Annotated in this window: 15 protein-coding genes and 1 pseudogene; 3 read left to right on the forward strand and 13 right to left on the reverse strand. The window is 63.3% G+C overall.

Annotated elements, in window-relative coordinates; all coding sequences use genetic code 11:
• The first annotated feature begins 32 nt into the window (after nt 1–32).
• Nucleotides 33–1091 (forward strand): FUSC family protein, encoded by a 1059-nt coding sequence (locus ABNP46_RS14695; protein ID WP_349918769.1) that lies wholly within the window; start codon nt 33–35, stop codon nt 1089–1091.
• 81 nt (nt 1092–1172) lie between these two features.
• Here the strand turns inward: ABNP46_RS14695 and ABNP46_RS14700 are convergent, their stop codons facing one another.
• From ABNP46_RS14700 to ABNP46_RS14735, 9 genes and pseudogenes are all read right to left on the reverse strand, one after another.
• Nucleotides 1173–1730, reverse strand: a complete 558-nt coding sequence (locus ABNP46_RS14700; protein WP_349918770.1) for a DUF3332 domain-containing protein — start codon at nt 1728–1730, stop codon at nt 1173–1175.
• A 178-nt stretch (nt 1731–1908) separates the two neighbouring features.
• Entirely contained in the window at nt 1909–2484 is a 576-nt protein-coding gene (locus ABNP46_RS21185; RefSeq protein ID WP_434476197.1) for a methyl-accepting chemotaxis protein, read from the reverse strand.
• A gap of 3 nt (nt 2485–2487) precedes the next feature.
• Nucleotides 2488–3204 (reverse strand): annotated as a pseudogene (locus tag ABNP46_RS21190) (PAS domain-containing protein); the annotation flags it as partial.
• Between the two features lie 337 nt (nt 3205–3541).
• Nucleotides 3542–4006 (reverse strand): GNAT family N-acetyltransferase, encoded by a 465-nt coding sequence (locus tag ABNP46_RS14710; protein ID WP_349918773.1) that lies wholly within the window; start codon nt 4004–4006, stop codon nt 3542–3544.
• Between the two features lie 96 nt (nt 4007–4102).
• Nucleotides 4103–4558: a DoxX family protein gene (locus ABNP46_RS14715; RefSeq protein ID WP_349918775.1), complete on the reverse strand. Its 456-nt coding sequence runs from the start codon at nt 4556–4558 to the stop codon at nt 4103–4105.
• A complete protein-coding gene (locus tag ABNP46_RS14720) occupies nt 4551–5306 on the reverse strand; it encodes an HvfC/BufC family peptide modification chaperone (protein ID WP_434476198.1) in 756 nt (251 codons plus the stop codon). The genes ABNP46_RS14715 and ABNP46_RS14720 overlap by 8 nt, the downstream gene beginning before the upstream one ends.
• 37 nt (nt 5307–5343) lie before the next feature.
• Nucleotides 5344–6195, reverse strand: coding sequence for an MNIO family bufferin maturase (gene bufB / locus ABNP46_RS14725; RefSeq protein WP_349918776.1), 852 nt, complete (start codon nt 6193–6195; stop codon nt 5344–5346).
• 60 nt (nt 6196–6255) lie between these two features.
• Entirely contained in the window at nt 6256–6519 is a 264-nt protein-coding gene (locus ABNP46_RS14730) for a BufA1 family periplasmic bufferin-type metallophore (RefSeq protein WP_349918777.1), read from the reverse strand.
• A 403-nt stretch (nt 6520–6922) separates the two neighbouring features.
• Nucleotides 6923–7285 (reverse strand): hypothetical protein, encoded by a 363-nt coding sequence (locus ABNP46_RS14735; protein ID WP_349922507.1) that lies wholly within the window; start codon nt 7283–7285, stop codon nt 6923–6925.
• Between the two features lie 309 nt (nt 7286–7594).
• Between ABNP46_RS14735 and ABNP46_RS14740 the strand changes: the two genes are divergently transcribed.
• Nucleotides 7595–9619 carry a BCCT family transporter gene (locus tag ABNP46_RS14740; protein ID WP_349918778.1) on the forward strand — a complete coding sequence of 675 codons (2025 nt, stop codon included), beginning with the start codon at nt 7595–7597 and terminating at the stop codon, nt 9617–9619.
• Nucleotides 9620–9897: 278 nt separating this feature from the next.
• On the opposite strand, the gene ABNP46_RS14745 is transcribed toward ABNP46_RS14740, so the two are convergent.
• From ABNP46_RS14745 to rihA, 3 genes are read right to left on the reverse strand one after another with little or no spacing between them, the layout of a single operon-like run.
• A complete protein-coding gene (locus tag ABNP46_RS14745) occupies nt 9898–10221 on the reverse strand; it encodes a hypothetical protein (RefSeq protein WP_349918779.1) in 324 nt (107 codons plus the stop codon).
• Between the two features lie 30 nt (nt 10222–10251).
• The gene (locus tag ABNP46_RS14750) at nt 10252–10722 is read right to left on the reverse strand and encodes a hypothetical protein (RefSeq protein WP_349918780.1); all 471 of its coding nucleotides are present in this window, start codon (nt 10720–10722) and stop codon (nt 10252–10254) included.
• Nucleotides 10723–10745: 23 nt separating this feature from the next.
• Complete coding sequence (gene rihA, locus ABNP46_RS14755) at nt 10746–11687, reverse strand: pyrimidine-specific ribonucleoside hydrolase RihA (RefSeq protein WP_349918781.1); 942 nt, start codon at nt 11685–11687, stop codon at nt 10746–10748.
• Between the two features lie 195 nt (nt 11688–11882).
• Here rihA and ABNP46_RS14760 point away from each other — a divergent pair, with 195 nt between their 5' ends.
• Nucleotides 11883–12581 (forward strand): RluA family pseudouridine synthase, encoded by a 699-nt coding sequence (locus ABNP46_RS14760; protein WP_349918782.1) that lies wholly within the window; start codon nt 11883–11885, stop codon nt 12579–12581.
• A gap of 138 nt (nt 12582–12719) precedes the next feature.
• On the opposite strand, the gene udp is transcribed toward ABNP46_RS14760, so the two are convergent.
• Nucleotides 12720–13475 carry a uridine phosphorylase gene (udp, locus tag ABNP46_RS14765; RefSeq protein WP_332500696.1) on the reverse strand — a complete coding sequence of 252 codons (756 nt, stop codon included), beginning with the start codon at nt 13473–13475 and terminating at the stop codon, nt 12720–12722.
• Nucleotides 13476–13613 lie beyond the last annotated feature (138 nt).

Below are 13613 nucleotides of genomic sequence, written 5' to 3' on the forward strand. Positions count from 1 at the left end.
CTTTTCGTTCAACCCGAGATGAGACGACGCACTTGCGCCTGAACGCCCCCCTCTCCCGCTTCGATCTGCTGGTGTATGGAAACTACCGACTGGTGCACGGACTGCGCATCGCCCTGGCCTTCACCATCACCTTCATGCTGACCCGTCACTTTCACGTGCCGGAGAGCACCTGGCCCCTCATCACCCTGGTGGTGGTGATGGGTCCCATCTCGTTCTGGGGCAATGTGTTTCCCCGCGCCCTGCAGCGGGTGGTGGGCACCATCTTCGGTGCTGCCTGTGGCGTGGTGGCCCTCTATCTGGAGCTCTACTCGATCCCCCTGATGCTGATCTGGAGCTTCGCCATCATGTTCCTGTGCGGCTATCTGGCCCTCGGCAAGCGCCCCTATGCCGGTTTGCTCATCGGCATCACGCTGGCGGTCATCATGGGGGGCAAGCCGGGGGACATAGAGACGGCCCTGTGGCGCAGCGGCGACGTCATCCTGGGCTCTTTGCTGGCACTGCTGTTTTGCAGCATCTATCCCCAGCGAGCCTATATCCACTGGCGGCTGCAGATGCACGACACCCTGATGATGGCCCAGCGCCTCTATCACACCCATCTCTCCCCCAACATGCTGGAGCGGCCCAAGTTGACCCGCAACCATGCACGCGTGCTTGCCAAGATGGTCAGTCTGCGCCCCCTGCTGACCCCGGCCGTCAAGGAGACCCGCCTCAACGCCCCCCATTTCGAAGCCATCCAGGCGACCTTGCGCAACACCCTCTGCACCCTGGAGATGCTGGCCAACACCTACTGGAACGATCGCCACAGCCACTTCCTGATGCAGAGCACCCCTGAACTGCGGGCCTGCCAGCAGGCGACCGAGACGGTGATCACCCAGCTCGCCCTCATGCTCAAGAGCGGCGAACAACGGGAGCTGGATGTCGCCATCGCCTGCCTGGACGAGGCCACCACCCGGGTGCGGCTCTGCGCCGAGGGGGAAGCCAGCATCAGCGGCTACCTCTGGCTCAACGTGCAGCTCACCGAGCAGCTCAAGCAGCTGAGCCGTTTGCTGGGGCTGGTATTGCTGCCCTATGGCAAACCGACCGCACGCTGATGCCGTCCCGTAGCCCATGAAAAAGCCCCGCATCTGCGGGGCTTTTTGCCGACATCCGGTATCAGCGGGCTGCGCCAGCCATCAGGCCAGGGTGCGCTTGCCCTCGCTTATCTCGGCCAGCTGCTGCTCGCTCAGGGTCGACACCAGCTTGCCGTCGAGATAGAGATCCACCTGATTGCCCCGCTTTTCACCGCGCATCATGCTGCTGCGGCCATCCAGGTAGTGAATTTCCATCTGGGCGCTGCGATCGTCAGGATAAGTGACTTCCACTTCCCGCACGCCCTGGGGCAGCATGGCGAGCGGCACCTTGTTGAGGGAAGGGTCCAGATGCTGGTTGACCTTGATCACCGCATCGGCCTTCTGATCCACCAGGGCCGGCGACTTGCCGGTGATGGGATTCTTGCCGGACCAGAATTCGATGGTGTTGAACACGAACAGATCCGCAGTCGCCGCCAGACCATAGACGGGGGAGAGCAGCACGAAGACCCCGGCGCGGCCATAACGGTTATCCACCACGCTCAGGTTGCCCTTGGTCACCATGGCGGAGAGCCCCATGGACCCCATGCAGCCACTCAACCCCAGACTCGCCACCAACCCCAGCAACAGGGCCGTCGCCCTGCTTTTCTGTCCCACAGCCATCACATCACTCCAGCTCAATGAAAAATGAGCCGGCAGACTAATCAAGGGGAGAAGCCGGAACAATCGACAAGGGGGGCACGGTACAGGCCGGATTCAGTTTGCCTGACTGACCGCTCACACTTTTGGCGATCTCGTCAGATACCGCCGCAGGGGGCGGTATCTGACGCGTCGTCATCACTCAGATGGAGAGGTTGGAGACGGTTTCCGACACCCGGTTCGCCTCCTGGCGGATCTCCACCATGACGGCATCGACCCGGGCTATCTGCTCCTTGCCCAGCTCGGCGCTGCCCGCCACCCCGGCCATGTCACCGGTCACCCTGGCCGTCAACTCGCGGTTCTTTTGCACTACCTTGGCAATCTCGCCGGTCGACAGCGAGGTGCGGGCCGCCAGCTGGCGCACCTCGTCCGCCACCACGGCAAAGCCGCGGCCCTGATCCCCCGCCCGCGCCGCCTCGATAGCCGCATTGAGGGCCAGCAGATTGGTTTGATCGGCGATGGCGCTGATGGTGGAGACGATGGCCTCGATATGCCTCGACTGCTCATTGAGCTGACCGATGAGGTCGATGGCCTGCTCCACCTGGGTCGCGATGAGGGAGGAGGTCTCCACCGCGGCGCGCAATAGCCCCGCCCCCTGCTCGGCGCTGCTGAGGGTCTCCTGGGCCGTGTGATGGGCAAGCCGGGCCGCATCCCGGGTGGCATTGTTCTGATGAATGCGCGCCGTGATGTCGCTGGCGAACTTGACCACCCTCACCACCTTGCCGCTCCCATCCCGGATCGGGTTGTAGGTCGCCTCCAGCCAGATGGCCTCCCCCCGGCTGTTGTAGCGCATGAAGAGACCAGACTTGAACTGGCCCCGTGCCAGTTCATCCCAGAAATGGGGCTGCTCGCGCAAGAAATCCTCGTCGCAGAAGATCTTGTGATGCTTGCCCTGCAACTGGCTCGCGCTGTAGCCCATGCAGGCGAGGAAGTTCTCATTGGCGCTCAGGATGTCGCCACTCGGGGTGAACTCTATCATCGCCTGGGACTTGTCCAGCGCCAGGGCCAGCGCCTCCTGACGTTGCAGCTGCTGCTGACGGGCCGTGGTATCGCTGGCAATCAGCAGCACCCGCACCACCCGGCCCTGCTGCTTCACCGGGCAATAACTCGCCTCCAGCCAGAGCGACTCCCCGCGCTGGTTGATGTGCTCGAACACCCCGGCGCCCTGCTGACCCTGGCGCAGCCCCGCCCAGAACTGCTGATGCTCGGCGGACTGTCCCCAGCCTTGGGGACACAGCTGCGCATGGTGTTTCCCCACCAGCTCATCGGCGCGGTAACCCGTCAGCCTCGCAAAGGCATCATTGACGTCGATGATCTCCCCCTGTGGGGTGAAGATCGCGCTGGCAACCCCCTGCCGGATGGCATCCACCACCCCTTGCTGCTCATCGAGCCGCGCCTGGCAAGCCTGCAACTGCGCCTTCAGTTTGTTATTGAACATGGATGACCTACCTCTGAACCCTATAGATGGAGGCCATTTCGCCCCCTGTTCCGATCACGCCTGCACAGCCACTCACCTCCCTCGGGATACCCTGTTATCGGCAGGGCCGGACCCGAAGAGAGTGCGCCTGTTGAGGTCCGATGAGCAGACACCAACTTGCCCCGGCAGCGGTTCGTTGCCGGGGGCGCGCAGTGTAGAGAAAAGCAGCAGATGTGCCAAGGGCAGAGAGTACGTTTAACACTCGTTTTAGGATCATCAATAGCAGGGCTCCATTCATGAAACCCATGCCAGATAGGCTGCCTTATCCGCAGATCTCATGCGTTCCATGCCAGCCCCATCAATCGATGGGGTGCCATTCCAGGCAGTCCGGGTTGCCCGCAAAGCCCATGCGCTCATAGAGGGGGCGTCCCTCCTCGCTGGCATGAAGCCACAGCTTGCCCAGTTTCAACGCTCTGGCACAGCGGGTCATGGCCTCGAGCAGCGCTCTCGCCATGCCCTGCTTGCGCCAGTCTGGCCGGGTATACATGTTGAGCAGATAGGCCTCTCGCCCGCTCAGGTTGCCGGGATAGGGGGGACGCACGAACAAGGCCAGGGTCCCGCAGGCCACGGCCTCTCCGTCCACCTCCACCAGCCAGGAGCGGCCGTTGCCTTCCTGCATGGCGGCCGTGAAATAATCCCGGGTCGCCCGCGCCAGCGCAGGATCGGCCTCGGGGCTGGCCAGCTCCCCCAGTTCACAGAACAGCTGCAAGCGCAGCGCCACCAGGGCGGGGATATCCGCCAGTCCGGCCTCGCGTACCCTCATCTCGCGCACCTCGCACACATCATGACTCTCCTCTTTGCGCCACCCTGGACGGGGCGATAAAAAAGGGGCCAAAGGCCCCCTCACATGGCTTGCAGGCTAACCCTGCTGCCGGCCTCTTTCAAGGCGCCAGAAGTCCAGCGACAGGGGACCGCCCCCCCAGACCACCAGGGTCAGCAACATCCAGCCCCACAACTGGTGATCGTAGAAGCCCCCCGCCCAGAGGGTGGGGTAGGAGACGACCGCCATGATGTTGAAGCCAAACAGCAAGAAGGCGACCGGGCGGGTGAAGAGCCCCCCCACCAACAGCAGTGGCAGCAACAGCTCGGTGGCCGTTCCCACATAGGCCGCCCACTGCCAGGGCAGCAGCGGAACCTGATATTCGAACTCGAACAGATAGAGGGTGGAGTCCCAGGCGCTCAGCTTGAGCCAGCCGGAGCGCAGGAAAATCAGCGCGACCCAGAGCCGTGCCAGCAGCAGCACGGCGCCGACGAGGGCGGGTTGAATACGCGACGCCCAGAGGCTGTCGGCCGGAATGATAGTGTGTTCAGTCATGGACAAGCTCCAGATCGACCAGCAGATCGAGGGTAACGAGGGTGGGCAGCTGTTCCGCCAGGGCGGGATCCTGCCCAAGCAGGGTGGCCAGCGGCTGACCCTGACGGCAGCCTTGCAGCAGTTGCCAGGCAGGCAGGTTGAGAGAGAGAGGATCGACCCGGTGATCCGGCCGCTTCTTGAGCGCCAGCCAGCAGGGGGAGTCCAGCTCCTCGACCGCAGCCCCGCCGTGCAGGGCCATCTGCCAGATGGCGAGCACCGGATAGCGGCTCTCAAACCCCAGCACATCCCCGGCGCAACGCAGCACCAGCCGATCCCAGAGAGCGGGAGGAATGGCGGCCAGGCGCTGCGCCGGCCAGCGGCGGGGATCCGGTGGCAGCAGGGCGGTGCGATCCAGCGTCCATTCGAAGCGGGCAAGATCCCCGAGCCAGGGGAGCGCGGCCGTGGTGGGCAGACCCGCAAGCCAGTCACCGAATCCTTCGCCGTAGTGCATGACAGAGCCCTCTTCCAGTGGCTCGGCCAGCACGAAGCCACGGGCAGCGGCGGCAAAGAACGCCTCCCCCACCATGGCCTTGACGGCGGGGTAGGTGCTGGCCAGCACCTCGCTCAGACTCAGCACGAAGTTGTTGCGATAGACCTGCAGGAGGGCGGAGGCTGGCAGGCTGGCCGGGGCGATGAGCCCCAGGGCCGCCTCCTCGTCACCGAGCAGCCCGGCGGCAAATCCCTGCTGCACCCGCCGCAACGGCGCCAGCGGATCAGAGTCCAAAGATGCGGACATGGCAGTCAGCTCAGGCATGGGAGGCCTCCCCGGCCAATGCGGCCATGGATGGGGCTGCGCTGATGATCTCACTCGCCAGCTCAGCCTCCCCCAGCAGCACCGGCAGCGGTGGTATCTCCAGATCCCACTCGATCAGGGTGGGGATGGCCCGCCGGGCGCAGATCTGGCGATACAGCTCCCACACGGGGGGCGCCACCGGAGCACTGTGGGTGTCGATATAGAGGTGCCCCTCTGGCAGGGATTTGTCGGTGTAACCGGCGAGGTGGATCTCCCCCACCGCATCCAGATCGATGGCCGCGAAGTAGTCGGCGCAGTCAAAACCGTGGTTGAAGGCACTGACATGAAGATTGTTGAGATCGAGCAATATGCCGCAGCCGCTTCGCCGGGCCAGCTCGGCCAGAAACTCCCACTCGCTCATCTCCCCCGGCAGTTGCAGATAGGATGAGGGATTTTCGATGAGCAGCTGGCGACCCAGGGTCTGCTGCACCGTCTCTATCTTGTCGCTCATCCGGGTCAGCGCCGCCCGGGTGTAGGGCACCGGCAGCAGATCGTTGAAATAGCGCCCGCCGATGCTGCCCCAACTCAGGTGTTCGGAGACCCGCACCGGCCCGATGTCCCGCACCAGGGCCGCCAGCTGGCGCAGATGCTGCTGATCCAGGGGATCGGCGGAGCCCAGCGACATGCCCACCCCGTGCAGGCTGACGGGATAATGGCTGGCCAGCTCGGCCAGTACCTCGAATCCCTGGCTGTGGCGCTCGAAGTAGTTCTCGCTGTGCACCTCCAGCCAACCCACTGCGGGGCGGGTCTGACGAAGGTCATCATAGTGAGGCGGACGTAATCCGATACCGATCAAGGGGTTCATGGCGGGATCTCTTGGCAGGAAATGGCCAGGGAACGGCGGGTCCGCCCCCTGGCACAGGGCTTACTTCGGCTGCAGGGAGCCGCCAGCCAGCTTCTCGCACAGGCCCTTGGGCATCACCACGAAGGCATCACCCTGGGCGTCCATCTTGGCGGTGCCGGCGCAGGAGGCCGTCTTGGTGGCGCAGTCGTTCTTGCCCGCTTTCACCACGCCGTAGCACTTCTCTTTCTCCTCGGCAGCCATGGCCGGGGCAGCGACCATCTGGGCTCCCAGGGCCAGCAGACCGGTCATGGCGCAGGTGATGGCGGTGCTTTTTTTCACGTTCATAGGGACATTCCTTATTGTTGAGCCTGACGGCTGATCTCTGCGGTGTGAAAGTGTTGCCGGGCTTGCGCGCCGGCTACCCCCTATAAAACCGGCACCGGGGGAAAAAGATTTCATCAAAAGCGAAAATTGGCGAAAATAAATGGTGGAGATACACCTAATGTGTTGTTTTTATTGGGAATATCATTATTGAAACAACACGAGAAAATCCTGACGCGCGGCTCGCCGGGCGGCGACCACCGCAGGGAAATGCATTGAGGGGATGTCTGACAGCATCAAACACTGCATTGCCATAATAAAACCTGCCATTTTCGCTACCAGTACCATTCAGGCAGCAAGAGTCACTGCCCAACCCCCGTTGAAAAGAGAAAGGGACCAGGGGTCCCTTTCATCAGAGCATTGGCGCTCAGGCCGTCTTGACGCATTTCTGGATGAAGCTGTTCTTGGCCGCCCCCGCCAGCTTCTTGTCGGCCGCCGCCTTCTCGCACTGGCTCGCCTTGTCCGCCGCCCCGTCCGTCTTCACGCACTTCTGGATAAAGCTGTTTTTGGCCGCCCCTGCCAGCTTCTTGTCGGCCGCCGCCTTCTCGCACTGGCTCACCTTGGCGCTGCTGGCGCCAGCCGCAGCATCCTTGACGCACTTGCCCACAAAGCTGGTCTTGGCCGCGCCAGCCAACTTCTTCGCCGCGGCCTGCGCCTCGCACGCCTGCTCGGCCGCCGTGGCTGCCGCCGCGCTCTGGGCGACCCCCATGCCCATCAAAAACACCGTCATCAGGATGGCAATACCTTTCATATGACAAGCCCTCGTTATCGATTTGATTGTGGTTCTGGCAACGAGAAAACGAGCCTCACCCGTCTCCCTCTTCCGGTTGCACTATAGTCCTCCCACCGGCTGACCACCAGAACGCTGTCATTTGGATACTCCCCGGCACTTGTCAGAAAGCGGCCCATCCAGCCCGGAAATGTCCGTCAGAGATCGGGGAAGTGTGGATGGGGATCTTCACAAGATGTGCGCCTCACCTGTCCTTTCTGTTGCCAACCCACTTATAGTGTCTTGAGTCCCTCCAGCCAAAGGTGTCCCATGAACGCGTCACGCCCCCCCCGCAGCACACTTTCATTGCCCATTTTTATCCCCGGCCTGCTATTTATCCTGGCATTGCTGGCCATCTGCTCCCTGGCACCCGAGGCCGCCGCCCGCTTCTTCGGCGCAGGCCAGAGCTGGATCACCGCGCACTTCAGCTGGTTCTACGTGCTGGTGGTCGGCATGTTCCTGATCCTGCTGCTGGTGATCGCATTCAGCCACTACGGCAACATCCGCCTGGGACCGGATGACGCCCGCCCCGAGTTCAGCTTCACCTCCTGGCTTGCCATGCTGTTCGCCGCCGGCATGGGCATAGGGCTCATGTATTTCGGGGTGGGCGAACCCATGAGCCACTTCGTCTCCCCGCCCCAGGCCGCCCCCCTGACGCAGGCAGCCGCCCGGGAGGCCATGATCACCACCTTCTTCCACTGGGGCTTCCACGCCTGGGCCATCTACGCCATCGTCGGCCTGGTGCTGGCCTACTTCGGCTTTCGCTACAACCTGCCGCTCACCATCCGCTCCGGTCTCTACCCCATCTTCAAGGAGAAGATCCATGGCCCCCTCGGCCACGCCGTGGACATCTTCGCCCTGGTGGGCACCATCTTCGGCATCGCCACCACACTGGGCTACGGGGTGATGCAGCTGTCGGCGGGGATCACCCGGCTCACCGGGATGGATACCACGGGAGAGTTGTTCCGCTTCGGCCTCATCGGGGTCGTCATCGCCCTCGCCGGCCTCTCGGCGGTCACCGGCCTCGACAAGGGGGTCAAGCGCCTCTCCGAGCTGAACCTCTTCCTCGCCATCGTGCTCTTGCTGTTCGTGCTCATCGCCGGCCCCACCCAATACCTGCTGGGGGCCCTCTCCGAGAACATCGGCAACTATGTCTCCGCCCTGACCCAGCTCACCTTCCGCACCTTCACCTATAGCGAGACGCGCCAGGCGGGCTGGTTTGGCAACTGGACCCTGCTCTACTGGGCCTGGTGGATCTCCTGGTCCCCCTTCGTCGGCCTCTTCATCGCCCGCATCTCCCGCGGACGCACCCTGCGCGAGTTCATTCTGGGCGTTCTGTTCGTTCCCACCGCCTTCAACCTCATCTGGATGACGGTGTTCGGCAACGCCGCCATCTGGGCCAGCCAGCACGCCGGCGGCCAGAGCCTCATCGACTCGGTGGGCAACATCGACACCCTGCTGTTCAACTTCTTCGATCTGCTGCCGGGGGCCGACATCACCTCGGCGCTGGCGGTGATCCTCATCAGCGTCTTCTTCGTCACCTCCGCCGACTCCGGCGCCTTCGTCATCGACAACATCGCCACCCAGGGCAAGGAGGGATCCCCCGTCTGGCAGCGCCTGTTCTGGGCCGTTCTGCTCGGGATCACCGCGGGCACCCTGATGAGCACAGGGGGGCTTGCGGCCCTGCAATCCATGACCCTGATCGCCGCCCTGCCCTTTGCCTTCATCATGGTGCTGCTCTGTCTCGGTCTCTGCCGCGGCCTGGTGGCGGACAGGGAGCACTCGGCCAGGCGCCTCTCCCCCGCCACCGACTTCTGGAACGGCAAGCAGTGGCGCACCCGCATGGATCACCTGCTGCGTCCCTCCACCGAGCAGGGAGCCCGCCGCTTCCTCAATGACATCGCCCTGCCCGCGCTGACCGCCCTGCGCCAGGAGTTCGAGGCCCGCGGGCTCACCTGCCGGGTCGAGCAGAGCGACCCGGATCAGTGCCTGCTGCTGGTGCCCCAGGAGGGTCGGCGCGACTTCGGCTACGGGATTCGTATCGAATCCAGGCCCGCCCCCGCCTTCAACCCCCTGGAGGCCGCTCACAATCACGATCCGGAGGCCTGCATCTTCGAACCCATGACCTTCTTCGCCGACGGCCGCGCCGGTTATGACATCCAGTACCTGACCCGGGACGAGCTGAGCGCCGACGTCCTGCGCCAGTACGAGCGCTATCTGGTGCTGAGCCAGGACGAGGGGCTGGACTTGTTGAGCGCGGCGCCCGAACACACCCAGCCGGAGTCCGGGAGCTGATACGCTGCTGATCGCCATCAAGCGGGTCATGTCTCCGGCACAGCCCTGCTGCTGCGCTGGTGCCAGAGAGAAATAAAAAATCCCCCATCACGGGGGATTTTTATTGTCACGCCGCCTCGTTGACTATCCCACCATGGGTTGCCATGAGGTCGTGGTCGCGCCCTCTTTTGAGCAAACTGCCGCGTATCACGTCGCGTGACAGGGCCCAAGAAAATCCCGGTGGCATAAAAACACCGGCCGAGGCCGGTGTTTGCTCACTTTCGGACGCCTGTCCGTCGCTACCCGATACGGTCGCGTAAAAATGAGAACACCTTTGCATCGGACTCGGCACTGTCAGGGTCGACGAAGTAGGCGACATCGATCCTCGGGGAGCGCCGCGTCTCATCCCCGGACCACTCCAGCACGCCCCACTTCAAGGTCGCGGAAAAAATCTGGTGATCCCACTGATAGGCATAGTGCCTCAGGGGAGCGCGCCGCTCCTCGATCGCCTGCAATATGTCATCCGCGACCAGCGCCCTGTTCTTGTACTCGGCAAAGAATGTCGCATCCCGGCTCGCCGTGACGGGATCCAGGAAGTACGCCACATCATGGTGAGGTGACAAGGCGATGGGGCCACCGCGGGCCCGGAGAGGTTATTCCGGGAAAGGCTCCTCCGGCAGCGGCGCCTCGGACTCCCCCTGAGTGCAATCGATGATGGAGCGCTTGGGGTTGTTGGGATCGCGCAGCAGCAGGGGGGCTTCCCCCTTGTTGTGCTTCTCCTCGTTGGCAAATTCGCTGCCATAGGCGTTGTGGGTCAGCCGCCTGGCGTTGGCGATGGGGGTATCGACGAAGAGCGCATGCACCTCGAAGGTGGAGGTGGGAATGAGGAAGCCCGTGATGGGCAAGCCGTGCAACTCCTGATGGGTCTTGTACCAGGCAAAGCCGTCGCTGTTCTTGTAGGGGGTGAAGGTCTTGAGCAGGGGATGGGAGGGCTCCCCCGTCTCGCTGTCGAGATAGAGACCATCCAGCTCGCAGGTCGCCAGCCCTTGCCACATGGATTCGAACGGCGTGGCGCACGCCGTCAGTTGTAGGCACACCAGCGCGGCCAGCGTCTCTCTTCCCATTCCCCTTCCCTTCTCTGATTGCATCATTGCCCGTTGAATACCTGCAGGCGCTCCACCAGCAGATCGATGAAACCGTGCCTGTCCAATCCCAGCAAGACTAGGGCATTGGCTGGCTTGCCGGTCAGGCCGTAGCGATCCACCACCGTCATCCCCACAGTATGGGTACCCCGGGTTTCGATGCCGACCCAGCAGTCTATCCCGTGGAACAGCGTTGGCGCCAGCAACCAAGCGATGGTGCAAGGGTCATGCAGGGGGGCGCCGGTGAATCCCCACTTGGGATCCCTGTGGTAGATCATGAAGAAATCGAGCAGCCCGGCCACGCACTGGGCCACCGGATTCGCGATGGCCCGCACCCGCTCGATGTCTTCGTCCATCACCTGGGCCTCGTGGGTCACATCCAGCCCGCACATGGTGATGGGAATACCGGACTTGAACACCATATCGGCCGCTTCCGGATCCACGTAAATGTTGAACTCCGCCGCCGGCGTCCAGTTGCCCGGCCCGGCCGCCCCCCCCATCAGCACGATGCGGGCAATCCTCGGCTTGAGTTCAGGGTGGGCGGCCAGCAGCAGGGCGATGTTGGTGAGCGGGCCGGTCGGCACCAGGGTCACCGGCTCCAGGCTCTCGCGCAACGTCCTGGCCATCAGCTCCAGCGCCGTCATGGCCTGGGGAGCGAAACCGGGATCCGGCAGCCTGGGGCCATCGAGGCCAGTCTCCCCGTGCACGTTGTCGGCGATGATGAGTTCGCGGGCCAGGGGCTTGGGTGCCCCCGCCGCCACCGGAATGTCGTGGCGCCCGAGCAGGGTGAGGATGCGCAGGGCGTTGTTGAGGGTCTTGTCCGGGGTCTGGTTGCCCGCACTGGTGGTCACTGCCAGCACGTTCAACTCCGGACTCGCCAGCGCCAGAATGAGGGCGATGGCATCATCGTGGCCGGGATCGCAATCGAGAATGACGGGCAAAGACATGGCAGACTCCTGACAAGGTGACAAAGCGCATACCTTAGCAAGGGAGCTGAGAATTAACTCAGGGGGCAGTCACAAAATGGCTCCGCCTGAATAATCAGTGGCTTGCCAGCGACGCCCACAGGCTGGGGCCGGTGGATTCGCCGAACGGGGCGGCTTCTTGTATGATCCCCTCCCGCTCCTCAACCCCAACGCCCTATGTCCGTCATCGTCGATACCTTCATCGCCCCCCCCTGCGCCGCCGCCATCGAGATCCTGTTCGAGGACGAGCACCTGCTGCTCATCAACAAGCCGAGCGGGCTGCTGAGTCTCTCCGGCAAGAATCCGCAGAACCTCGACTCCGTGCACCACAGACTGGTACAGGACTACCCCGGCTGCACTCTGATCCATCGCCTCGACTTTGGCACCTCGGGGATCATGGTGCTGGCCAGAAACAAGGCCATCAATGCCCTGCTGTGCCAGCAGTTCAGCCAGCGCGCCGTGACCAAGACGTACGAGGCGCTGCTCTGCGGCCACCTGGCCGAGGACGAAGGGGTCATAGAAGCTCCCATCGCCAAGGATCCGGCCCTCTTTCCCCTGATGACGATCTGCGCCGAGCGCGGCAAACCTGCCCGCTCCCGCTATCGGGTGCTGGCGCGGACCGAACGCCTGAACGAGGTCGGTGAGCCCCTGCCCGTGACCCGGGTAGCGCTCAGTCCCGAGACGGGTCGCACTCATCAGCTGCGCATTCATTGCCAGTGGCTGGGGCACCCCATCCTGGGATGCGATCTTTACGGCGGCCTGGTGCAACCGGGCACGGAGCGGACTCCCCGACTGATGCTGCACGCAAATGCGCTGAGGTTCCGACATCCGGTGAGTGGCGAGCAGATGGCAGTGACGTGTGCCACGCCGTTTTAATCTGACAGAGGAAATGAATCGTAAAACTGGATAGAGCCAGCAGGCGGGATGGGGGAATGGCTGAACGGCAGATAAAGATAGGGGCCGTGCTTTCGCAGCGGCCCCCACCCCCACTCGGTACTCTCTGTCAAGAGAGCGTCAGATCAGCTTGCGGGCGGCGCCCAGCACGATCTTGATAGCGTCAGATTCGGTTTTGGCCATGGTGGCGGCACTCGGGATCTCTTGCTGGGTACGGTTGACGATGATGCCCGCCACCATACCGGCACGCAGACCCTGGCTGGCACACATGGTCAACAGGGTGGCAGACTCCATCTCGAAGTTCAGCACGCCCATGGATTGCCACTCCTTCATGGAGCCCTGGAAGCGGCTCACCACGCGGCCGGAGTAGGTGTCGTAACGCTCCTGACCCGGGTAGAAGGTGTCGGAAGAGGCAGTCACGCCCACGTGCAGCTTGGAACCCAGCTCCTTGGCGGTCTCGACCAGTGCGGTGGTGCACTCGAAGTCGGCGACGGCCGGGAATTCCATGGGCGCGAAGTGCAGGCTGGCACCGTCGAGGCGCACGGAGCCGGTGGTGACGATGACGTCGCCCACGTTCAGGTGCGGCTGGATGGCGCCGGTGGTGCCGATGCGCAGGAAGGTGCGGATGCCCAGCTGGGCCAGCTCTTCCACCGCGATGGAGGTAGACGGGCCGCCGATACCGGTGGAGCAGACGATGACGGCGGTGCCGCCCATCTCGCCGCGCCAGGTAGTGAATTCACGATGACTGGCCAGGTGTACCGGGTTGTCCAACAGTTCTGCGATACGCTTCACACGCTCGGGGTCACCGGGAACGATCGCCAGGGTGGCGCCTTGCAGATCAGCTTTCTTCAAACCCAAGTGAAAAACATCAGACATAGTGGACTCCTGGTTGCGCTCCGCCACGAATGGCAGCGTGCAGTTAAGATGGTTCTTTATGTAATTTTCAAGCCAGTTTTCCCCTCGTTCGGGAAGGCGCAACTATGGGCGAAAGCGCTTTCCAAATCCTTGAGGCAA

Source organism: Aeromonas veronii, from assembly GCF_040215105.1.
Taxonomy (GTDB): domain Bacteria; phylum Pseudomonadota; class Gammaproteobacteria; order Enterobacterales; family Aeromonadaceae; genus Aeromonas; species Aeromonas veronii_G.

What these genes read in the sequence shown, in the direction of transcription:
- udp (WP_332500696.1), bottom strand. Translation starts at nt 13,475, where the DNA reads ATGTCTGATGTTTTTCACTTGGGTTTGAAGAAAGCTGATCTGCAAGGC.
- ABNP46_RS14710 (WP_349918773.1), bottom strand. Translation starts at nt 4,006, where the DNA reads ATGAGGGTACGCGAGGCCGGACTGGCGGATATCCCCGCCCTGGTGGCG.
- ABNP46_RS14735 (WP_349922507.1), bottom strand. Translation starts at nt 7,285, where the DNA reads ATGACGGTGTTTTTGATGGGCATGGGGGTCGCCCAGAGCGCGGCGGCA.
- ABNP46_RS14730 (WP_349918777.1), bottom strand. Translation starts at nt 6,519, where the DNA reads ATGAACGTGAAAAAAAGCACCGCCATCACCTGCGCCATGACCGGTCTG.
- ABNP46_RS14760 (WP_349918782.1), top strand. Translation starts at nt 11,883, where the DNA reads ATGTCCGTCATCGTCGATACCTTCATCGCCCCCCCCTGCGCCGCCGCC.
- bufB (WP_349918776.1), bottom strand. Translation starts at nt 6,195, where the DNA reads ATGAACCCCTTGATCGGTATCGGATTACGTCCGCCTCACTATGATGAC.
- ABNP46_RS14715 (WP_349918775.1), bottom strand. Translation starts at nt 4,558, where the DNA reads ATGACTGAACACACTATCATTCCGGCCGACAGCCTCTGGGCGTCGCGT.
- ABNP46_RS14750 (WP_349918780.1), bottom strand. Translation starts at nt 10,722, where the DNA reads ATGGGAAGAGAGACGCTGGCCGCGCTGGTGTGCCTACAACTGACGGCG.
- rihA (WP_349918781.1), bottom strand. Translation starts at nt 11,687, where the DNA reads ATGTCTTTGCCCGTCATTCTCGATTGCGATCCCGGCCACGATGATGCC.
- ABNP46_RS14740 (WP_349918778.1), top strand. Translation starts at nt 7,595, where the DNA reads ATGAACGCGTCACGCCCCCCCCGCAGCACACTTTCATTGCCCATTTTT.
- ABNP46_RS14700 (WP_349918770.1), bottom strand. Translation starts at nt 1,730, where the DNA reads ATGGCTGTGGGACAGAAAAGCAGGGCGACGGCCCTGTTGCTGGGGTTG.